General features: G+C 60.1%; 28 protein-coding genes. 4 read left to right on the forward strand and 24 right to left on the reverse strand.

What is annotated here, in order from left to right; all coding sequences use genetic code 11:
* Positions 1 to 226: 226 nt before the first annotated feature.
* The 23 genes from ShzoTeo12_RS05375 to ShzoTeo12_RS05485 form a co-directional block, all read right to left on the reverse strand.
* Positions 227 to 973, reverse strand: a complete 747-nt coding sequence (locus tag ShzoTeo12_RS05375) for a hypothetical protein (RefSeq protein ID WP_318911542.1) — start codon at positions 971 to 973, stop codon at positions 227 to 229.
* A gap of 10 nt (positions 974 to 983) precedes the next feature.
* A complete protein-coding gene (locus ShzoTeo12_RS05380) occupies positions 984 to 1166 on the reverse strand; it encodes a hypothetical protein (protein ID WP_318911543.1) in 183 nt (60 codons plus the stop codon).
* Positions 1163 to 1936: a hypothetical protein gene (locus ShzoTeo12_RS05385; RefSeq protein ID WP_318911545.1), complete on the reverse strand. Its 774-nt coding sequence runs from the start codon at positions 1934 to 1936 to the stop codon at positions 1163 to 1165. The genes ShzoTeo12_RS05380 and ShzoTeo12_RS05385 overlap by 4 nt, the downstream gene beginning before the upstream one ends.
* Positions 1933 to 2499, reverse strand: a complete 567-nt coding sequence (locus tag ShzoTeo12_RS05390; RefSeq protein WP_318911547.1) for a hypothetical protein — start codon at positions 2497 to 2499, stop codon at positions 1933 to 1935. The genes ShzoTeo12_RS05385 and ShzoTeo12_RS05390 overlap by 4 nt, the downstream gene beginning before the upstream one ends.
* Before the next feature lie 683 nt (positions 2500 to 3182).
* Positions 3183 to 3881 carry a hypothetical protein gene (locus ShzoTeo12_RS05395; protein ID WP_318911548.1) on the reverse strand — a complete coding sequence of 233 codons (699 nt, stop codon included), beginning with the start codon at positions 3879 to 3881 and terminating at the stop codon, positions 3183 to 3185.
* Between the two features lie 38 nt (positions 3882 to 3919).
* Positions 3920 to 4216, reverse strand: a complete 297-nt coding sequence (locus ShzoTeo12_RS05400; protein ID WP_318911550.1) for a hypothetical protein — start codon at positions 4214 to 4216, stop codon at positions 3920 to 3922.
* A gap of 9 nt (positions 4217 to 4225) precedes the next feature.
* Positions 4226 to 4591, reverse strand: coding sequence for a hypothetical protein (locus ShzoTeo12_RS05405; RefSeq protein WP_318911552.1), 366 nt, complete (start codon positions 4589 to 4591; stop codon positions 4226 to 4228).
* Positions 4592 to 4635: 44 nt separating this feature from the next.
* Positions 4636 to 5013 (reverse strand): hypothetical protein, encoded by a 378-nt coding sequence (locus ShzoTeo12_RS05410; RefSeq protein WP_318911553.1) that lies wholly within the window; start codon positions 5011 to 5013, stop codon positions 4636 to 4638.
* A 2-nt stretch (positions 5014 to 5015) separates the two neighbouring features.
* Positions 5016 to 5771 (reverse strand): hypothetical protein, encoded by a 756-nt coding sequence (locus tag ShzoTeo12_RS05415; RefSeq protein ID WP_318911554.1) that lies wholly within the window; start codon positions 5769 to 5771, stop codon positions 5016 to 5018.
* A gap of 40 nt (positions 5772 to 5811) precedes the next feature.
* Entirely contained in the window at positions 5812 to 6120 is a 309-nt protein-coding gene (locus ShzoTeo12_RS05420) for a hypothetical protein (protein WP_318911555.1), read from the reverse strand.
* A 41-nt stretch (positions 6121 to 6161) separates the two neighbouring features.
* Positions 6162 to 6458 (reverse strand): hypothetical protein, encoded by a 297-nt coding sequence (locus tag ShzoTeo12_RS05425; protein WP_318911556.1) that lies wholly within the window; start codon positions 6456 to 6458, stop codon positions 6162 to 6164.
* Positions 6459 to 6486: 28 nt separating this feature from the next.
* Positions 6487 to 6867 (reverse strand): hypothetical protein, encoded by a 381-nt coding sequence (locus tag ShzoTeo12_RS05430; protein ID WP_318911557.1) that lies wholly within the window; start codon positions 6865 to 6867, stop codon positions 6487 to 6489.
* Between the two features lie 212 nt (positions 6868 to 7079).
* Positions 7080 to 7454, reverse strand: coding sequence for a hypothetical protein (locus tag ShzoTeo12_RS05435; RefSeq protein WP_318911559.1), 375 nt, complete (start codon positions 7452 to 7454; stop codon positions 7080 to 7082).
* Entirely contained in the window at positions 7447 to 7983 is a 537-nt protein-coding gene (locus tag ShzoTeo12_RS05440) for a hypothetical protein (RefSeq protein WP_318911561.1), read from the reverse strand. The genes ShzoTeo12_RS05435 and ShzoTeo12_RS05440 overlap by 8 nt, the downstream gene beginning before the upstream one ends.
* Before the next feature lie 40 nt (positions 7984 to 8023).
* Positions 8024 to 8326 carry a hypothetical protein gene (locus tag ShzoTeo12_RS05445; RefSeq protein ID WP_318911562.1) on the reverse strand — a complete coding sequence of 101 codons (303 nt, stop codon included), beginning with the start codon at positions 8324 to 8326 and terminating at the stop codon, positions 8024 to 8026.
* Positions 8327 to 9047: 721 nt separating this feature from the next.
* On the reverse strand, positions 9048 to 10256 hold the full coding sequence (locus ShzoTeo12_RS05450) for a DUF2201 family putative metallopeptidase (protein ID WP_318911563.1): 1209 nt from the start codon (positions 10254 to 10256) through the stop codon (positions 9048 to 9050).
* Positions 10253 to 11305, reverse strand: a complete 1053-nt coding sequence (locus ShzoTeo12_RS05455; protein ID WP_318911565.1) for a MoxR family ATPase — start codon at positions 11303 to 11305, stop codon at positions 10253 to 10255. Before ShzoTeo12_RS05455 ends, ShzoTeo12_RS05450 begins: the two co-directional genes overlap by 4 nt.
* 39 nt (positions 11306 to 11344) lie before the next feature.
* Complete coding sequence (locus ShzoTeo12_RS05460; protein WP_318911566.1) at positions 11345 to 12220, reverse strand: hypothetical protein; 876 nt, start codon at positions 12218 to 12220, stop codon at positions 11345 to 11347.
* A gap of 59 nt (positions 12221 to 12279) precedes the next feature.
* The gene (locus ShzoTeo12_RS05465; RefSeq protein ID WP_318911568.1) at positions 12280 to 12462 is read right to left on the reverse strand and encodes a hypothetical protein; all 183 of its coding nucleotides are present in this window, start codon (positions 12460 to 12462) and stop codon (positions 12280 to 12282) included.
* Positions 12463 to 12540: 78 nt separating this feature from the next.
* On the reverse strand, positions 12541 to 12744 hold the full coding sequence (locus ShzoTeo12_RS05470; protein WP_318911570.1) for a hypothetical protein: 204 nt from the start codon (positions 12742 to 12744) through the stop codon (positions 12541 to 12543).
* 97 nt (positions 12745 to 12841) lie between these two features.
* Positions 12842 to 13063 (reverse strand): hypothetical protein, encoded by a 222-nt coding sequence (locus ShzoTeo12_RS05475; RefSeq protein ID WP_318911572.1) that lies wholly within the window; start codon positions 13061 to 13063, stop codon positions 12842 to 12844.
* A gap of 66 nt (positions 13064 to 13129) precedes the next feature.
* Positions 13130 to 13366 (reverse strand): hypothetical protein, encoded by a 237-nt coding sequence (locus tag ShzoTeo12_RS05480; protein WP_318911573.1) that lies wholly within the window; start codon positions 13364 to 13366, stop codon positions 13130 to 13132.
* 310 nt (positions 13367 to 13676) lie between these two features.
* Positions 13677 to 13877 (reverse strand): hypothetical protein, encoded by a 201-nt coding sequence (locus tag ShzoTeo12_RS05485; RefSeq protein WP_318911575.1) that lies wholly within the window; start codon positions 13875 to 13877, stop codon positions 13677 to 13679.
* Positions 13878 to 14561: 684 nt separating this feature from the next.
* Here ShzoTeo12_RS05485 and ShzoTeo12_RS05490 point away from each other — a divergent pair.
* The 4 genes from ShzoTeo12_RS05490 to ShzoTeo12_RS05500 all read left to right on the forward strand — a co-directional run bounded on the left by ShzoTeo12_RS05490 (position 14562) and on the right by ShzoTeo12_RS05500 (position 16644).
* Complete coding sequence (locus tag ShzoTeo12_RS05490; protein WP_318911577.1) at positions 14562 to 15104, forward strand: hypothetical protein; 543 nt, start codon at positions 14562 to 14564, stop codon at positions 15102 to 15104.
* Positions 15101 to 15754, forward strand: a complete 654-nt coding sequence (locus tag ShzoTeo12_RS05495; protein WP_318911578.1) for a hypothetical protein — start codon at positions 15101 to 15103, stop codon at positions 15752 to 15754. Before ShzoTeo12_RS05490 ends, ShzoTeo12_RS05495 begins: the two co-directional genes overlap by 4 nt.
* A 185-nt stretch (positions 15755 to 15939) precedes the next feature.
* Positions 15940 to 16161 (forward strand): HNH endonuclease, encoded by a 222-nt coding sequence (locus ShzoTeo12_RS28215; RefSeq protein WP_413251140.1) that lies wholly within the window; start codon positions 15940 to 15942, stop codon positions 16159 to 16161.
* Between the two features lie 69 nt (positions 16162 to 16230).
* Positions 16231 to 16644: a hypothetical protein gene (locus ShzoTeo12_RS05500; RefSeq protein ID WP_318911580.1), complete on the forward strand. Its 414-nt coding sequence runs from the start codon at positions 16231 to 16233 to the stop codon at positions 16642 to 16644.
* A gap of 18 nt (positions 16645 to 16662) precedes the next feature.
* Here ShzoTeo12_RS05500 and ShzoTeo12_RS05505 read toward each other — a convergent pair whose 3' ends face one another.
* Entirely contained in the window at positions 16663 to 16986 is a 324-nt protein-coding gene (locus tag ShzoTeo12_RS05505) for a BrnA antitoxin family protein (protein WP_318911582.1), read from the reverse strand.
* Positions 16987 to 17780 lie beyond the last annotated feature (794 nt).

A 17780-nucleotide genomic window follows, 5' to 3' on the forward strand; every position in this document is an offset into this window, starting at 1 on the left:
CAGCGTCCGTCGCCAAGGTCAGTCGGTGCAAGGTGTGTGTTGGGCTTCCCTGCGGCACGTCCGCAGGTGAATAGCTGGCCCGGGGGCCAGTTAAACCACGTCCCGTAGCCAGGCGTGGGATAGCTGCCGTGGATAGATGTGATCGCTGCGCCGATCTCTTCGACGGTCCCTTCGACTTCATACTCAATCGTATAGGTGCCGTCCCACGTTGACCTGACCTCGGCTGTCATTCGGCGCGTCCCTTCGCATCTATGGTGACAACGCAGGTATTGACGCCGGTTCCGCTCGACTTGAACGAGCCATCCGGAAGACGCTTGATGCTGCCGCCGTTCGCCGAGACGAACTCGCGAAACTCGGTCGTGGGCTTGTTGTCGCGGAACATGACGCTGGCCGACATGATCGCAACGAGGCGTCCACCAGCCTTCAGAAACTTGAAGGCGTGCAAGACGTGGCGAATGTCATCCTGCTTGGCAAAGGGCGGGTTCATCACGACGCGGTCAAATGCCTTGACCGGCTCTGCGGCGAGGAAGTCGCCGATATTCGGCGCGTAATCCGCCAGCTTCTCCGCGCGCTTCGCGTCGATCTCCCAGCATGTTACATGCGCGCCAGCCTGACGGGCCGCGGCGGCAATGCGACCGATGCCGGCGCTGGGTTCGAGGACGGACATGCCGGCGCGAACGTCGGCGAGGTCAACGACTGTCTCGGCGAGATCAGAAGGCGTATCGAACTGGCCGAAATCCTGCTTGGTGCGGCTGTATTCGCCGGTGAGGATTATCGGCTCCAGCACCTCGGCCGCATCTCCGTCGAAGACATGCGCCTTCGCCGAGCGGTTCCACTTCCCGCCCGCCGCCTGCAAAACCTTGTCGGTTTCGACATAGAGCTTTCTGTCGAGCTGGCCGGTGAGAATGACTTTGGAACCCTCGACAATAGCGGCGTCGAGCACCTTGAGAACGTCTGTCGCGATCTGCGGCATGTTGAAATCCTTACTTGTCGAGGGGATTGGCGGATGCCGAAGCGGCTCCAGAAGATTTGATGGCGTCTACGCGTGCGCATGTTGCGCCAAACGCGAAGGCAAAGGGCACTGCCGCGAGCGGGTAGATAGCCATGAGAGCGAACGTTGGCAGGGCGAATGCCGCCTGCAAGATGCGGTAGGTTCTGATGCTCATTCTGCACCGCCTTTCGGCGTTGTGGAGGGTGCCCGGAACGAAGGCGGAGCAAGGTCATCCGGTAGGAGAATGTTCGGCATCCAAGCCAAAGGCTGCACATCGTCTCGGTGGACGGCGATCCACTTGCCGCGGTGATGGAAACCCTGCACCGAGACTATGAACGCATCTTCCTGCAACGAGAGTATGCAGTGCGTGCCGTCAAGCGGCGCAGTGTCCATCGACTGCCACTGCGGTAGAGCGGCAGCAATCGCTTGGCGCGCTGCTACCATCAAGTCATGGCACCCGTTGATGATCGTGGTGCGGTCCTCGGCGTTGATGAGCGAAGATGTGCCGTCAGGCTGGCGATTGCCCGCCAATCTGGAGAGGGCTTGAATAAGGGGCGTCGTCGTTACGCATTCGTTTACCCCGTCGGCGGCGTGATTGCTGCGCGTCGCGGCGAGGAGGTCGCGAGCCATTGGAAGCTCGGGAGCTTCGTTCCCGTCGCCGTCTTCCATGGCGGAGAAGTGCTGCAGGATTGCCGTTGCCAGAGCGCGCGCCTTCTCGGTCACCCCCGCGCTGTCTTCGCCATTTCTGGCGATCTGTGGTGAGAGCTCGGCAGCGATGTTCCGCATCATGCCTGCCAGTTCATCCTTGGCGACTTGGGGAAGTGCATCGACCTTCGCCGTCAGAGAGACGAAATTCGTATGACCGTGCGCATTGTTGCTGGTCCGGAACAGAATCAGGCCGCGCTCGATGTCACGTCGGCTGAAGGGCAAGGTATCGTCAGTCATGCGCGGGCTCCTGCGGCTGAAAGCGCGCTTTCGATGATTTCGGGGATGAGGATGTCGGCCATCGTGAAGTTGCCGGCGTCCTTGGCCGCCTGGCACGCTCGATCGACGAACGGTTTTGCATGGAGGAGGGCGTCGACGAGGCGCGTCACGATCAGATCGTTGCCGGCCGGGATCGTCGGCTGGGCCGGCCACCCGCCGGCAGAGAATTCGAGGATGCCCGGATCCGGGCCATTGTTGAGCAGCCATCTGTACAGGGCGACGTGATACGCGGCCTTGTACTCCTCTCGGAACACATGGGGCGTTACCTCCCGGGCGCCGGCCGCGATGGAGACGTAATAGTCTGCGCGGCCATCGGAAAGCCGCATGACTTTCACGGAAACGACCGGAGCGGCAGAATTGAGCGCCCGCTCAACGATGGGTGCGAAGCTGAATTGGCCATCGCAAACATTCTCATCGTAGAGAGGGCACAAAGCGATGATGCGGCCTTCGGCATCTCGAATGACGTGCATGTTGGGATGGGCGAGGATGGCTGCCTTGGTGACGTCGATCATGTAGGCTGTCATTGGTGGGCTCCTAAATCGTGTGGGTGTGCGAAAACGCTCTGAGCGGGCGTGCAGGCGGCGGCATGAGAAATGGCTGGTGTGTTGCGCAGCGCCGAGCAGCGCCGTGTTGCGTCACTTCGCGAAGTGAGGTGTCGCGATGCGAGACGAGGTGGATTCTATCCGTGGCACACAAGTCCATTCTCGCGGGCGCCGAGAACGATGTCCTCAAGATATCGATGTTCGATTAGGACCGGCCGGGACTCGTCCTCAACGTTGTCGCGAAGCCAGATCTCTCCCTCATCGGTTATTGGTATGCAGGACACCGCGAAACCGAGGTTGTGGAATTGGAGGTCGGGTCTCTCGATCATGCGAGTAGCCCCGGCCGTAACGGTGTGTTCGTGATGAACTGAAGAAGACTCGAGAGGTCTCCCCGATCCTCGGCGTTGTCGGCTTGCCGACCGCGAAGCCAAGAGATGCAAGACAATCGATGTTCTTCCGATATCGGTCGGCCATCATTCGAGTGGAACCCATACATGCACGCACCAGGATCTCCGGCCCACATGAATGATCCCCATTGGGATGCGAGCGCGAAGGCTCGTTCTTTGCTGAGCATGTTCAGTCTCCTTTGCGATCACAATTGATCTGTGGTGGCGATTGCACCCATGACCGGCGGCGAGCGCCGGTCGCGGCTGAAATCGAATGTGTTAGGCCACTTCTACAGCCACGTATTGCCTGCTCTGGCGCATGGCGTAGAATCGTTCTCGGCTCATGTATTCCGTGTAGACATCCGGGCAGCCATTGCAGTGCCAGTTGACGAAGTCGAAGCCTTCCGACCAGCCACCGCCCCAATCGAAGAGAGTGCCGTTTCCGCACGGGCAGGGACGAGATGCACGTTTGTCCCACTCATCTGCCTCGTTTCGCTCGATGCCATAATTGATCGGCGAATGACCTTTGTATGGCCCGATCAAGGTATCCATTTTGGGGTCGGGTATCTCTCCAGCCAGCGATTTTTCGATAACGGCGAGGCAACAGTGCGGATAATCTCTCCACTGATCCCAAACGCGATGAGACGCGCGGATTGATAGGCCGTTCTTGCGCATGAGCGACATGGCCCATTCGCCGGCGGCGTGCCAAACATAGCGAACGCCGGTTGAATTGTAGCCGCGTCCAACGCCGCACGTCTCGCCGCATACCTGGAGCTTTCGGCCCGCTCCAAATCGAGGAACAAAGCGGCCATGTTCATGGGCGTCAACAAGCCGGTATCCTGCCTCGATCCGGGCTTTACAGATCTTGGTCCAAGTCGGGCCACGATAGGAATGCTTGAAATCTGCTGTGATGGCGGCCTGCAGTTCTTCGACCGTTGTCGCGTCGCGGATACCATCGAGAAATTCCGATAGTTTCATGTTCGATCTCCTTCGCGGCCACGTTGGCCTGAAAGCGCTCAATCCTCTTTGCGAGCGGCCCAGTAGTCCTCCCGCGCTTTCATTGCCGCCGCTTTGCCTTGGGTTATGGCGGCGTGTTCAATGGGATTGTGTACCCTGAGAAATTCCAGTGCTTTGAGGTGATACTCGCTGCCCTCTGCCGCGCGGGCGACGATGTGGACGAACACTTCGTCGTCTGTGGCAAAGACGTCTTGATCATCGTCCTTCATTGCCTGGAAGGGGCCATTTTCCGAACCATCGCACTCGAAAATTGCCCATCCCTCGGTAATGGCCTGGCCATTGTAGAACTCTGCCATGACGTTCTCCTACGTGGGTTCCCCGTCAATCTCGACGGCAGAGAGCACACCGCCTCCTGCATTCTCGAAGATGGAAACCTCGCAGAGGATCGGATCGCCATTCGGCCACGCTCCGAGATTTGCGGTGTTTGCGTCAATCCTCTCCAGCATGGCGGCGGCTTCCGATTCAGTCCGCGCATGCACTCGGATGGAGGCATTGAGACGGACATCGAATAGGAATTCGCGCGGGGGGCGGAGTTTGCCGAGAAGTTCGTCCATCTTGGCGATCAGGCCGCCGTGTTCTTCCTTCACGCTTTCCTCCTCGCCGTCGAAAGCCTCGTAGGCCTCGCAGAGCAGGTCATAAAGCGAATGCGCATTGTCACGGATGATATCCATGGAATTGATCTCCTGTTGTGCCACGATTGGCTGGTTCATGCGGCCTAGCCGCCGATGGCGTCGATCTCGCTAATGATCAGAGTTGCTTCTTGCAGGGCGAGAAGTTGGACGGGGTTGCTTGGCGATGGCGCGGGAATGAATGCATTGAGCATGGCGCGGAGCGCCGCCTCCAGTTCCTTTGCCTTCCAGATTGCACCCTCGCAAATCTCGACTACCGATCCGCCGAAGGTCCCGTCTTCATGCTCGTATTCAGAGGCGGTATCCTCGCCATGGTTCTCGATATGGGAGGCGCGCATGTCGGCACGCGCCAGCGTTTCCGCATCCTCGCAGTCATCGGCGCGGACGATCGTGCCGAATTCACCTTGTTCCTGATCGTTGTCATTCCAGCGGATCAGAACTGAGAATGTTCGCTTGTCTGCCATGCTCAAATCCTTTCCATGTTGCTTGACTGGTTGATGAAGTCCTCCAGCAAATTGGACGCCGCGTCGATCCGGTCGCACAGGACGGTGATTGGGGTTGACGATCGGCTGCCGGCGTCGAGCGTGTCCCGCGCCGCCGCCATGGGGGCGAGGATGGCATTCATGATTTCGTGAGCCGCAGCTTTCGTCGTGAAGTCCCCGATGGCGAAACCCGGACCTTCCCGGTCGATGCCGAAAATGGTCCAAAAGGCCTTGAACCTTTCGCCGCCGGCTTCGGCTTGAGCGAGCGCCGCCGCGTATTCCTCTTCGGACCGGAAGCTATCCACGTTTCCGTGTTCGATCTGGTCGGCAAGACGGGTGTAGGTCTCGATGCAGGGGCGAACCTCAAAGTACGAGAACGCCATGGGCTTTGACGCAGCGGCCGGTCCCGTCGCAGCGCTATCCTCATCGAGCACAGGCAACTCGGGCAGAATCTCCGCATCGGCATCGAAGCAGATGTAATCGCAGCCCTTCGCACGCGCGTGCCGGATCACCGGAAACAAATCTTCGGGGATGCCGTAGAGAGTGCGGCCGCAATCCGGCAGGTTGGGTGCGTGCATAAACCAGCCCGTCAGCGTCGCTCCGAGGGCGCTCATTGCCGCGCCGCCGGCGAGCCCATGATAGTTGGCAGCATGATTGAGTGTCGATCCTTCAGAGAGCCACGCGCGCGCCGCCGGCGAAAGGTGCGCGGTGGAAAGATCGAGAAACTTGCGAACGGCCATCGATTGGGTCTCCTGTGATGCCACGTTTGGCGTGAGGGAATTAGGCGACGCGCGCCGGATACTTGAGATAGATTGGGCTCCAGACCATGTCCGCAGGGACATCGCCGTTATGGACCCATGCGAGCATTCCCTCGCGAGCGAGAATGAATGCCTCCTGATGCGTCAATGCCTGGCAACGCATACCCTTCGCAGTGATCGAGAGTTCGGCGACATCCCGATCACGGGGAGATCGGAAGGCAAACAATTGGTCTTCGCCTTCCAGATTGGCGAGGACGAAAAAAGTGTCGAAGACGGGATTGCCGAGCGCGTCCGAGTAGGTGGCAAAGTTCGAGGGTTCATGCGTAGGCATGTTCTTAGCTCCTATGGTGGCACGATTGCCGGGGTGCTTGATTAAAGGTCGCAGCCGCAGCCGGCGAAATGGACGCCGTCAGGGTCGTCGGGGCAGGGATGGTCGAAATCGGATGAAGACGCGAGCCTGCTCATCTCCGGTTCCGGCTTGGGTGCCTTGGGACGGTACGTGACGGCTTCATCGGTCGGATAGGTCGTGATGACATGGCCATTGCGGAATGCCCAGAAGCAATGCTTTCCAAGCCAGTGCCTATGCTCCGGCACGTCGTGATCGATGACGACATGTTTGCCCGGGGCGTCGGAATCGACCGGGCGCGTGGTGACATGCACATGCACCATGATGAAATCCTCCAGAATGTTGAATGGGTCAGGGCGCGGAGAGAAATCCGGGCCCGTAGCAGGAGCGGCACTCCAGCCGGTCGAAGTCATAACCGCGCATAGCCGCTCGATAGAGCATCATCAACTGGCCTTCCTTGGCGCGCGTGCGGCGAAGCTGGCTGTTGATCGTGGGCTTGCTGTCCAGTTCGTTCAGCGGGAACCGTTCACCGCATGCGTCACAGCACGCGGTCTCTACGATCTCGCAACCGCACGTTATGCAACGGTCTCCGCCGTCCATGGCGGTTTCGCCGCAGTTGTCGCAGGCCCATTCGTCATCATCGGAATGCTCGCTGCAATCCTCAACCGTGATCATGTCCCGGCCTTGGAAGAAGCAGCCGCAGGGGAGAGGAACAATTGCCGGATCAGCCATTGACGGTTGCCTCCAAAGAGAGTGAGCCTTTCCCCCAGTTCTCGCCTTCCTTGCCGTAAAGGTCGGCGATCTCTGCATCAGTCTCGCCACGTGACCGCAGCCAATCCACGCAAGGCGCGCAGACTCCATAACCGGTGTCCCGGTTCCAATGCTGGTGCCATCGCCCGGCGTCGTCGCCGCATACGCAGCAAGAGAGATTGCGGACGGTGCCCTTAGCCATAGCTGCGCCCCTCCGCCCACGCGCGGCCTTCCGGGCTTTCGGGATGGAAGGGGTTTTCGTCTTCGATCTCCGGCCGGGTTGTCCGCACGTCGTGACCGAGGCGCGCCAGCAAGTCCCGGCCGGCTTCGATGATGCCGCCATTCACATTGCCCGGCTTGAGCAGGTCGATCAGCATCGCCAGCATTTCGTGGCTGGCGGCGAATAGCTCCGCATCCGCGATCTCGACTTCCGGCGCCTGTTTCCAGTTGCCGACATAGGCGACGAAAACATCCGGGCCTTCCTCGCGCCGGGCATAAATTGCCCGGCCGAACCCGCTGGATGATGGCGGAATCTCAATTGCAAGCGGGCCTTCGGTGAACTTAGCCATTGGCGCGGCCCTCCGCCTTTGCGATGACGGATTCCGCTAGTGCGATCTCGGTTTCTTCTGTTTCGCTTAGATGGCCGTCCGACTCCCGCAGGCGAGTGGTGATAGCTTTGAGCCACTTCAGGAGGTCCGGCGCGGCATCGCTGATAGGCTTTGCAGGTGTGCCGGCGATCGCGGAACGAATTGAGGTCAACATGACGTCAATTCCTTTCTGCGTTTCATCGCCTTCAAACCCGGAGATGAAGCGCTCGGCACGCCTCAGTGCAGACCGCATTACAATGACCGGATCGTTTGCCGATACGAGTTCGGATTCCTCGCAGAGACCATAAAGCGTGATCGCCGGCGACATGAAATCATCGCCATCCATGGGCAATTCCTTGCCGCCCATGTGATCGTAGCAGAGCGACTTATCGCGAGTTCCGGCGTATCGCTCGGTAACGATCCGCGCGGCCTCCTCGTCGTTTGCGGCATCAACATAGATCGTGGCAGCGATCCAGACATCCACGCCAATTTTTTCGAGTGCATCGGTCATGGTCTCAATCTCCATTGTGGTCACGGTTGACCTGGCATGTTCAAAGGGTGAGGGCAGTAGCGGCGGCAATCGCTGCCTCCGTGGTCACGGCTTCACGCCAGCCAAAGCACCCGTCATCGGAGTGTAGGCCGATAAGCCATTCCTCATCATCGAGGCGGACATGGTCGGAACCGTCCATTCCGGTGATAAGCAGGTATTTGCCGTCTGGCAGGTTCTTCCGCCAAGCTGTGCATCCTCCGCCGGCTGGCCAAAGATCAAAGCCCGCCGCAGTGAATGCCATGCCGTCTTCAGTCGCCAGCGCCTCAGACTTGATGAAGCTGAAGCGAGCCAAAAAGTCGGACATTGTTGGTCTCCTATACGGTCACGATTGACCTGTTGCGGTGTCGATTGTTCATTGATCACCTCCGCACCCTACTGACTCCGCTGGAGGACGGCAGTTTCGGGCTCTTGGAGGGGATCGTGAGCAATCAAGCGAGTTGCTTGTGTGACAATGCGCCTGTCAGGCCGTGGCCGTCATCGCAAGGCGTACACTTGGGAAATTTACTCACCCAGACTCCGCGCAGCGCGGGGGGCGACAAGAGCGGGGTTTGTGCCGCCCATAGAGGGCGGCCGGCTCCACGGCCGGGCTGTTAATCCGGCGGGAGCCACCCGCATTCGGAAATCCATGTCATGGGCATTGCCTCTTGGAGGGTGCCGGGGAGTCGCCCGGGCTTTCATTCGTCTCAATGCATCTCTGGCCGCTCGCCACGAGGGCGGGCCGGTCATTCAATGAAAGTCCTGGCAGCTACGGCGGGTGGGCGTGCGGATAGCTCATGTCTGCCTCACAATCTGTTTTCGTCTCTCTTTGGGTCTTTCTGAAAATCGGGAAGGATGCAGCCGGCTTTATGATCCGGCGGAAGGTTGCCTCCTATGTTGCCGCTCAAAGCGCGCCCCGGCGTTCCGGGGCGATTGCATCACGCGGCTTGTCGCTTTGATTGGTGGGGGAGTGTTGATGCGCGCCGGCCTAGCCGCAGATGACCTTTGCGCTTGGGGTTCGGGGCGACGAATGTCGCCGCCCCGGATTGTCAGGCTGCAATGTGCAGCACTTCGCCGAAAGGAACCGCCGCCGCCCGCCGGGCGATGGCGTTCTTTTCGCCATAGGCCACCCACAAGACGGGTGCCGCTGGCTCCTCGCCAAACACACGGCAATCCAAATCCGTGAGATAGACGATCGCCGAAGCGTCGGGAGCGTTGTCCGCGATCCATTCGAAGGCCGGGGCGAAGCGAGTGCCGCCACTGCCGCGAGCCGTAATCGACATGTCATCACCTCTTTCGAAGGTTTCGACGCGGTGCACTGCGGCATTGCAGAACACCACTGTGACCTTGTCGGCGGAACCTTCATTGAGGGCCGCTTTCGCTTCCGCAGCACAAGCATTGAAAGCGGTCATGTCGATTGATGAAGAGTCGTCGATCACACACACGAGATGCGCGAGCGAGTCCGATACAAGGCCGGGAAGGATGAGGCCTTGCCCGATATAGCGCCGGTTCGGGTGCATCCACGAATAATCCTTGACGTTGGATTGATCGATGAAGGCCCGCAACTCCTCTTTCCAGTTGTAGCGGGGTGCGATGGTCACCTCGTCGATTGTTTCGAGATGGCCCGGAATGCTGCCGGCGTTCGATTTCTTGGCGACGGCGAGGGCCTGCCGGACATTGGCTTTCCACTCGCTTTCGCTTTCGGCAAATTTCGCCGGTTCATGGCCCGGTGCGGGGTCGCGGACCTGGCCCATTGTAGCGCCGGGCTTTTCCGGTGCCTGGCCCTTGCCGCCGCTCGCCGGTGCCGGCGCGCTGCCGTCGCCGGGCGGTTGCGGTTTCTTCCCGTTGTCTTGATCATCGTCCTTGGCCTTGAGGCGCTGATAAATCTCCTCTTCAGACAAGGCGTCATAATCGGGGTTCAGCGGCGCGCCGTCGGGGAGATTGAACCCGGCAGCTTTCAGCTCGGCGTTGATCGAGAAATCGCACGCGTCATCCCAGCGCTTGGCATCTCGATTTCCCCGGCGAACATGATGCAAGCGCGCACAATGGGAGACATTGTGCGCAACTGCCGTGCGAAGCTCGGAAGGCTTCAGCCCCTCGACATAGGAGGGATTGAAGCCAAGCCGCGCGCCATCCGTCCACATCGTTTTGCATGTGGTGTCCTCGACAAGCTCCAGATAGAGCGAGAGAGTCGCATAGAAGGGCTGGTCGAGCATGAGGCCGGCGCGGGCTTTGTCGACGAGTTCCGTGGCGCTCATGCGAAGACAGCCGCATTTGCGCCGCACCACTGGACCCATGCGCCTGTCTCCGCCAGCGACTTGTTCCGATTTTGAGAGTCGACGGCGGTCAGGACTTCATAGGCCTTCGGGATGCGCTTCACGTATTCCAGAATGGCGCCGTAGTTGACGGGTGTCGCTGCGCGGGCGAGGGCGGCAGATACCGCATAGAGCGCGCCCGGGCCGGTCGGCACGCGCGCGCCCGCCGGATCGTTCAAGATCGACGAGAGGGCGGGAAGGTCAAGGAATGTCCTGATGAAGCCCTCGAATTCGACCGCCGGGCCGGTGCCAACGCGGCCGGCAATCAAGGGGAAACGAATGTCCTTGTCGCGGTCGGCATATTTGGCCGCGTCGGTCCAAGAACGCGGCGTGGGAAACGCGCGGGCATCCGCCGCCATGACGATCTTTCCGCCGTGCCCGTCGTCGATGGTGCCGCCGGGCATGATATGGAGAAGCGCCGGCCGGAAGCGGGCGAATGCGATCATCGCGGGGTGCACTTGCGCCGAAACCGCCCATTTTGCCCACGCCTCGACATCCGGCACGACGTCAATATGAGCGAAGCGGTTAGCCAGCGCCGAGGGCATGCGCTGCGCGCTCGCCCGGTCACTCTGGCGGTTGCCGGCGGCGACGATGCGCCAGCCGTCCGGCATCACATAGGAGCCGATGCGGCGATTGAGCACCAGCTGATAGCAGGCCGCTTGCGTCGATGCCGGGGCGGCGTTGATTTCGTCGAGGAACAAAATCCCCTTTTCCCCGTCGCGCTTGGCATCCGGGAGAATGTCGGGGTTAGCCCAAACTGCCGAGCCGTCGCGGATGAAGGGAAGGCCGCGCAAATCGACGGGTTCCAGCGTCGTCAGGCGCTGGTCGATGAGGTTATAGCCGTTATCGTTCGCGACCTGCTGGACAACGTCCGATTTGCCGATTCCCGGTGCGCCCCACAGCATGGCCGGCGTATCGCCGGCGGCATATTCGGAAATGAGCTTGGCGGCGAAATCGACGGTGACGCCCTTGTCAATGGCTTGTGCATTCATGTGGTGAAACTCCTATTGTGCCACGGCTGGCGAGATTGATCAGGCGAGGAAGTCGGAAACGTCCGCGAGGATTGCGGCGGCGGCGTCTGCCACCTCGTTCCGCAAGGCCTCGTCATCCCTCAGGGCGTCCGCGTCATGGCGGACCAGTTCTTTGCGCATGCGGTCGGCAATCGCTGAAAGCCTCGGATCGGCGGTGATGTTCAGCGCGGGCAAGATGCCAGCCAGTTCGCGGACATTCTCCACGAGGGAGTCACGGAAGACGCCTTCCGCCTTCCGGTTATCATTGCCGGGTTGATACTGCCGCAACTTCTCCGCCATGCGTCCGCAGACTTCCGCCACGCGGCCGTAAACGTCGCGCATGGCCTCGCCGAGTTGCGCCTCGGCGCGGGCCTCGATCTCGGCGCGGATCAGCTCCGCTTGCGCGTCGCCGAGCGACACGCGGAAATCATCCCCCGCTGGAACCGGGTTGATAATGGTATCGAAGCTGAATCGGCTCCTGATATCGTCGGCTGAGGGGTAGTCCTCCGGCCGGAACATGTTGCCGAGACGAGAACGGGCGTCCTCGACGTGCTTCGAATAGCCGGAGATGAATTCGGACACGGCCTTGTCAAACTGGCCGCGAATGGCGCGCATCTGGGCCATGTAATCGACGAATGCCGCCGCCGGCAGCAACCGCGCGCCGTCATCCTGCCATGGCAGGGTGCGGGAATAGTGGAACGTGCGCGCCTTGCTCACAGCGGCTGTGATGCCGGAGAGGGCGGCTTTATCCACCAGAAGCTTATTGAACCGGCCGGCATCGTTCGCCGCGCCGTGAGACTCGTTCACTTCATCCGTCACCTTGCGGTCAATGCGGCGCGCGCTCCAAGCGGAAACGCGCACATGGGAAAGCATTGCTCTTTCAGACAGGATAGACATTGATCAGGCTCCATTTGTGCCACAGTTGGCGGGATTTGCCCTTTGGGGCGGGGTTGAAATCAGGAGAGGAAAGAACGCTTGCGGGCGATGGCCTGGCGGCGCTCATTGCGGCGGACGCGGCCTTCGGAACGCTTCGCGTAGGGCTCGGCATGCTTGCCGGTGACGTCGCGGCGCACGGGGAAGAAATCTTCGAGGTTGACCGAAAGCGCGCGACGTTCGGCCGGGGAAAGCGGTTTGTTCATGGTTCGGGCCTCCTACTGTTGATGCCGCTGGCGCGGCGCTGGCATTTCGAAATCCGCCCGAAGGCGGACGCCGAAAGGTCAGGCGGCAGATGCAAGGGCGAGGCTGGCGGCGGCGTTCTTGCGCTCGCTCAAAACGGCCTCGATTTCGTCGATGGTGAAAAGATCATCGAGGGCAGCGGTCAGGCAGGACGCGCGTTTGACACGTTCGTTTGCCCGGCTGAGTTTCCCTTCCAGATTGCTTGTGGTCAGGGTGCGGTAATGGTTGCGATCCAGCATTCCCATGGCAGGCTCCTAAGTTGTGGTGCTGAAAACGAGACAGGCCTAGCGTCTCGATATCGGCACGGGGCGGCGTGCCGATACGCATGGCTCTAGGTCGATGTCAGGGCATGCGGGTGGCGGAGACGGTCACAGCCGGCGCGGCGTCGGGTTCACACACGAGAGGCGCGCCGGAAAGGTCAATCCACATTCCGGGGACGATTTCGGCCCATGTGACGCTTTCAGCCATTGCCTTGCGGCAATCCTGATAGGTCATGGGGCCGTCGAGAACGAATGAATGCACGTCGCCGTTAAGGCTGGCGAGCGCCACCAGAACGAATTTCATCGCTGAGACTCCTATAGTGCCACAATTGGCGGGGAGGGGCGCGGCGATGGCCGCGCCCGGTATGCGTTAGGTGAGCTTGGAAAGAGTTGCCAGCGCGCCGACGGCGACGGTGAGCATAGCGCCAAACCGGATGGTGAGGCGAAGCGTTGCCGTGTCCAGCGCGGCGGCAAGGTCGGTTTTCGTTACCAGTTCCGCCATGATGAAATCCTTTGCGGCTTCCGCGTGGGCTTCCGCATGGTCTCGCGAAACTCCGGCCTTTTCAAGCCGCTTCGCATACCCCAAGGTGTCAAAGGCGATTGCCATTCTCTCAGTCTCCTATTGCGCCACAGTCGGCAGGTTTCGGCCTTGCTAGGCCTCATCAGCGGGGAAGCGTCATCCCCGGACCCACGGCGCATTTGCGCGCCGTTTGATGCCTCCGTTATTCCGTGCGCACGGTGGGCTAGCGCTATGATCGGGCGGCGTGGTGGGTGCCGTCGATATTTGTCAAAGAACCGAGGACGGGCCTCGCATGGGTCGCAATGGTCCGGTTCCCGTCGCGACGTGCGACGTGAAGGGGTGGTCATTGCGGTGTCTGGCATTTCGATAACCGCCCGCCGGGGCGGTTGCCGAAAGGTCAGTAGCCAAGCCAGACGAACAGGTCGCCAGCGTCCGGCATGATCACCTGCGAGGGCAGGCGGTCGGGATAGCGTTCGTCAAAGAACTCTTTGGGGTCCGCGCTATGCTGGTCGCAGATGCGGTTGACGGATGCGAGGGAGAGGCGGATGGCGTCGGGCGTGCCGCGCAGGTCGAGGGCTTCTTCAGCGGTAAAGCGCATTGCGTTGGTCTCCGTTGCGATCACTCTTGATCTGTCACCAATTAGCCATATGCGATTTCGCATGTCAACAAGGAAAATGCGAATGCGCATATTTTTTTGTTCGGCCGGGCCGGTGCATATCGGCACGCGCGCGTGAGAGGGCAGCTCATTGCCTGCTATCCAGCCCCATGGACGGGCGCTTGCATGACAGCTTGCGCCCCTGCGACTCATCACCGGCCACCGCTGTCAGGTGATGCCAGGTATCACAGGCTTGCCCCATGGCGTTGCCATCAACACCCCCAGCACAAACACCCACCATGCATTTACCGTGTCCCGCTAACCCACCACCCGCCCGCCACGGGCGGGGAGGGCGCGCCATGCCTCGCCGCTCGCTTGCTCGCCATCCTCGTCGATGCATCGACGACACCCACCATGCGCGCCCCATACAGGCCCACACAGAGGCGCAAGCGCTCGCCGGTCGTCTGGTGCCGGACCGGCTCGCCGACGCGCTCCACGGCCCCGCCTGAGGCGAACGGAACGTGAACAGGGGGTATGGGGGGTCATCTTAAGGTTTTGGGGGTCCAGAACCCCGACCGCGCTGGCAGGCAAATTCCCGCAGCGTTAGCGAAATGATTTCAAGCAGTGATCTTGCGGCGCCATTTCTCTCATGCAACTACTTGGCGAAAATTGCCGTAAGAGAATGCGATGAATCTAGATCAGCATTGGGGGCCGTGCCTGCCTCAAGCAACTGCCAGCGTGCCCGAACAGCTCTTTCAGCCCCGCTCATTGCTGAAGCTTTCCCGGGACTACGGAGAGATTCGCTCCTACCTTGCCTTGGCTGAGAAGGGTTTTGCTCTACCTCAAATGGTGCATCAAGCTGCGACCATCTTGTGGGTCCTCGATCGAGATGCCCAAATTTGGTTGGCAGTCGAGGAGCAGGTGACCGACGGAGGGAGAGGGACAATTCTTCTTCGCGGGATCGATCCGGCATTTGGCTACACGAAATTAGGGCATCCGTCGTTGCTCGAGCCAGGACCGGAAAAGATCGCGAGGCTCGGAGGGGAGATCACCTGGGACGGACGCCTCACTGGGCGCCCCAATTGGGTGATTTCGAACCGATCAGGACGTTTCGGACTGCTGGATCATCAACTGATCGGGATGAGGGCGGTTGTTAAAGAGTTTGAGAAGTACAATATACATCTCACTGGGTGGCACGTTGATGCAAAAGGAAAGGTCCAATTGCTATGAACAGATTTGCCAGTCTCTCTCCCTCTGACTATCAGGACTTGGTCGAGGCGGATTACGGTAACCAGTCGGTGCGCGAAGAATTTTTTCAGGAGTTCAAGGATTTCGCCGACGCGTATCCAGCGGATTTCGGGGCCGGTTCTGACAAGCTTCTGGTTGCCGCGCGCATGCTCAATGGTGCCGGTATCTGGGAGAAATTGCCAAGCGACGAGCTAGCGGAATTCATCTTTGATCTGGACATAGGTACGCAATCTGCGGTGCTGAGCGAGATAGCTGAGCATGTCGTGGATGGGATCTTTGCCGTTGAGCATAAATCCATTGGCGGCGAAGAACCGGCTACATCCGTGTTTGCCGATGCTACCGTTGCGCATATGGATTGGCACTCACATTTGAACAAAGTTGCAGGTTACGTTCACGTGGATGGCGCTTGGCGGGCGTTGGAAATCGTCGCTGGGACCCCTCCATCTTTGCGAATGCCGCTTGTTCTTAGTACCGATTTAGCTCAGCCGAATCTACACTTCACGCTCGGCTCGGCCATTGGCGACTTCCATAAGGTGCAATCAGAAAAGCTTAAGGGGAAGAGCGAGGGCGACCCGCCGCGCAAATCCGGAAAGCGCGTAGAAAAGCATACGCGGAAGCTACACGAAACTTGAGCGAACGAACACATAGACTGCCGCCGAGATTCAAGGCTTTCCAGCCCGCCCCCACGGCGATCGCGGCTGAGAAACTCTCCTCCATTGGGCGTTTCAGATCTTCGCCATCACTGCGCGGCTACGATGAGAAATGGCGGCGGCTCAGCATCGCATACCGCAAGCGGAATCCGTATTGCGAATGGTGTATGCAGGAGCAGCGTGACACGCTCACTGATCTCGTCGACCACATCATCCCAGTCGTAGATCGCCCTGACCTCCTTCACGAGTGGAAGAACCTTTGGGCGCTCTGCCGATATCACCACGGCCGCAAATTCAGCCTGGAGATCTACGCGCGAGACAACGGATTGCTCGAGATGTTGCCCATGTGGTGCAGGGATCCCACAATGAGACCGCCAGAGTTTCGTTGATCGTCAAGGATTCATTGACTTTTTCAGCCCTCCCGCAGAAGGATATGTATCGTTCTGGCTGTGGGGGAAATGATGCGGAAATCCGTTCTGGTTGTGAGCTTAGTGTTGACCGGCTGCACGACGGCCGGGCAATCTCCAGCGCCTGTTGTGAAGGCCACGACGCCGCGCGCATTGACTTCCGCGGAAAAGGCGGTTGTGGAGGAGGGCGTCCGGAAATCGCTCAAGGATCCGAATAGCGCAATGTTCGGCCCGATGGCTGCAGCCCAGGAAGATGAGAAAAACACCTGGGTCTGTGGCTATGTGAACGCCCGAAATAGCTTTGGGGGATACACAGGGGACAAGCCCTTCATGGGCGGTCTTGCGCACATTCCAGCAGACAAGCAAAAGATTGAGACGTTCGTTGTGACCGGCATAGGCGGGACGGAGAGCGCTTCGTATGCTGTGCTCGAAATGTGTCGCCGATACGGGGTTTTGCCTCGGTAATTAGCGTGTCCCGCTAATTCAGTTCTTCATTGCGAGGCGTAGCGCATCGTTTATGGCTGATCGCCATCCGTCGCCTTTTGCCTGGAAGAAGGCAACGATGTCGGCGTCGAGGCGGATCGATATCTGCTGCTTCGTGACGCCAGTTCGTGGACGCCCGCGCGTCTTTGTCGTGCGGATGGGAGCGGGTGCCGCTTCAATTGAACGAGCGCGAGCGCCCCTTTTGCTGGGGCCTTCCTTCGATCTCTTTTCAATAGGATTCTGGACTGCCGCGGCGAGCTCGCGCGCGATCTGTTGCGCAGACTTGAGGCCGCCTGCCTTTGCCAACTGTCCAGCCAATCCCATTTGAAGCCTCTCGATGAATGTAATGCGAATTCGCATTTTTCTGTTGACATGCGAAAACGCACATTCTATAGATAGCTCATCCTGAGAGATCGGGAAGCGGTCGGCACCGGCGCGGTACAGCGGGGGCGGGAATAGGTCAGGAACTCCGAAACGTTATGCCTGGCGCCTTCATGCGATAGTGGACGCTCCATACCCAGCGACAAGAGGGTTCGTAAGCCGGATGCGAGACCGGTGTGCCCATGGTGGACGAGCGGACGGACCGACGAAACCATGGGCGGATAGGTTACCCGAAAGGGTGAAGATGTGTGCCGAACGTGCGGAATGTTGAAGCCTCTGGCGGAGCAGCGCACGGCAAACCCACCCCAGCACTCCTTCCGGAGGCGACACTGGGACGCCAGCCGCGCCGTCCACAATCGGGGGGTTGAGCGGTAGACGCTGATAGGCCGGCGTGGTGTGGGTCCGATTTGCCCGAATGGGCATCCGAGGAGGGGGAGCGGCCTTATCAACCGCTCACGCCAGATGGGGGTGATAGCCCGGAGGCACCCCGCGATAAGGGAATGGCGATACCGCGAGGGTTCGTCCGGCACAGGCTGAGATAGATGCTCTCGGCGTTCCCAGCCTCAAGGTGGGAGGCTTTCTGGTTGCTGTAACGCCTTGCCGCGGCGGGCATGGTTCGCCGAGTAGAGGAAACCAGCGCTCGATCCCGTGAGCGAGAAAAAGCGGGAGGCGGGGAATACCGAAGATCAGTTCCGCCTAAAGGCACAGTTCGGTCGCATAGTCCCGGCGTTACGGGC

Source organism: Shinella zoogloeoides (assembly GCF_033705735.1).
Classification (GTDB): domain Bacteria; phylum Pseudomonadota; class Alphaproteobacteria; order Rhizobiales; family Rhizobiaceae; genus Shinella; species Shinella zoogloeoides_A.

Coding starts and splice junctions, on each gene's coding strand:
- ShzoTeo12_RS05375 (WP_318911542.1), bottom strand. CDS start 973: ATGCCGCAGATCGCGACAGACGTTCTCAAGGTGCTCGACGCCGCTATT.
- ShzoTeo12_RS05380 (WP_318911543.1), bottom strand. CDS start 1,166: ATGAGCATCAGAACCTACCGCATCTTGCAGGCGGCATTCGCCCTGCCA.
- ShzoTeo12_RS05385 (WP_318911545.1), bottom strand. CDS start 1,936: ATGACTGACGATACCTTGCCCTTCAGCCGACGTGACATCGAGCGCGGC.
- ShzoTeo12_RS05390 (WP_318911547.1), bottom strand. CDS start 2,499: ATGACAGCCTACATGATCGACGTCACCAAGGCAGCCATCCTCGCCCAT.
- ShzoTeo12_RS05395 (WP_318911548.1), bottom strand. CDS start 3,881: ATGAAACTATCGGAATTTCTCGATGGTATCCGCGACGCGACAACGGTC.
- ShzoTeo12_RS05400 (WP_318911550.1), bottom strand. CDS start 4,216: ATGGCAGAGTTCTACAATGGCCAGGCCATTACCGAGGGATGGGCAATT.
- ShzoTeo12_RS05405 (WP_318911552.1), bottom strand. CDS start 4,591: ATGGATATCATCCGTGACAATGCGCATTCGCTTTATGACCTGCTCTGC.
- ShzoTeo12_RS05410 (WP_318911553.1), bottom strand. CDS start 5,013: ATGGCAGACAAGCGAACATTCTCAGTTCTGATCCGCTGGAATGACAAC.
- ShzoTeo12_RS05415 (WP_318911554.1), bottom strand. CDS start 5,771: ATGGCCGTTCGCAAGTTTCTCGATCTTTCCACCGCGCACCTTTCGCCG.
- ShzoTeo12_RS05420 (WP_318911555.1), bottom strand. CDS start 6,120: ATGCCTACGCATGAACCCTCGAACTTTGCCACCTACTCGGACGCGCTC.
- ShzoTeo12_RS05425 (WP_318911556.1), bottom strand. CDS start 6,458: ATGGTGCATGTGCATGTCACCACGCGCCCGGTCGATTCCGACGCCCCG.
- ShzoTeo12_RS05430 (WP_318911557.1), bottom strand. CDS start 6,867: ATGGCTGATCCGGCAATTGTTCCTCTCCCCTGCGGCTGCTTCTTCCAA.
- ShzoTeo12_RS05435 (WP_318911559.1), bottom strand. CDS start 7,454: ATGGCTAAGTTCACCGAAGGCCCGCTTGCAATTGAGATTCCGCCATCA.
- ShzoTeo12_RS05440 (WP_318911561.1), bottom strand. CDS start 7,983: ATGACCGATGCACTCGAAAAAATTGGCGTGGATGTCTGGATCGCTGCC.
- ShzoTeo12_RS05445 (WP_318911562.1), bottom strand. CDS start 8,326: ATGTCCGACTTTTTGGCTCGCTTCAGCTTCATCAAGTCTGAGGCGCTG.
- ShzoTeo12_RS05450 (WP_318911563.1), bottom strand. CDS start 10,256: ATGAGCGCCACGGAACTCGTCGACAAAGCCCGCGCCGGCCTCATGCTC.
- ShzoTeo12_RS05455 (WP_318911565.1), bottom strand. CDS start 11,305: ATGAATGCACAAGCCATTGACAAGGGCGTCACCGTCGATTTCGCCGCC.
- ShzoTeo12_RS05460 (WP_318911566.1), bottom strand. CDS start 12,220: ATGTCTATCCTGTCTGAAAGAGCAATGCTTTCCCATGTGCGCGTTTCC.
- ShzoTeo12_RS05465 (WP_318911568.1), bottom strand. CDS start 12,462: ATGAACAAACCGCTTTCCCCGGCCGAACGTCGCGCGCTTTCGGTCAAC.
- ShzoTeo12_RS05470 (WP_318911570.1), bottom strand. CDS start 12,744: ATGGGAATGCTGGATCGCAACCATTACCGCACCCTGACCACAAGCAAT.
- ShzoTeo12_RS05475 (WP_318911572.1), bottom strand. CDS start 13,063: ATGAAATTCGTTCTGGTGGCGCTCGCCAGCCTTAACGGCGACGTGCAT.
- ShzoTeo12_RS05480 (WP_318911573.1), bottom strand. CDS start 13,366: ATGGCAATCGCCTTTGACACCTTGGGGTATGCGAAGCGGCTTGAAAAG.
- ShzoTeo12_RS05485 (WP_318911575.1), bottom strand. CDS start 13,877: ATGCGCTTTACCGCTGAAGAAGCCCTCGACCTGCGCGGCACGCCCGAC.
- ShzoTeo12_RS05490 (WP_318911577.1), top strand. CDS start 14,562: ATGAATCTAGATCAGCATTGGGGGCCGTGCCTGCCTCAAGCAACTGCC.
- ShzoTeo12_RS05495 (WP_318911578.1), top strand. CDS start 15,101: ATGAACAGATTTGCCAGTCTCTCTCCCTCTGACTATCAGGACTTGGTC.
- ShzoTeo12_RS28215 (WP_413251140.1), top strand. CDS start 15,940: ATGCAGGAGCAGCGTGACACGCTCACTGATCTCGTCGACCACATCATC.
- ShzoTeo12_RS05500 (WP_318911580.1), top strand. CDS start 16,231: ATGATGCGGAAATCCGTTCTGGTTGTGAGCTTAGTGTTGACCGGCTGC.
- ShzoTeo12_RS05505 (WP_318911582.1), bottom strand. CDS start 16,986: ATGGGATTGGCTGGACAGTTGGCAAAGGCAGGCGGCCTCAAGTCTGCG.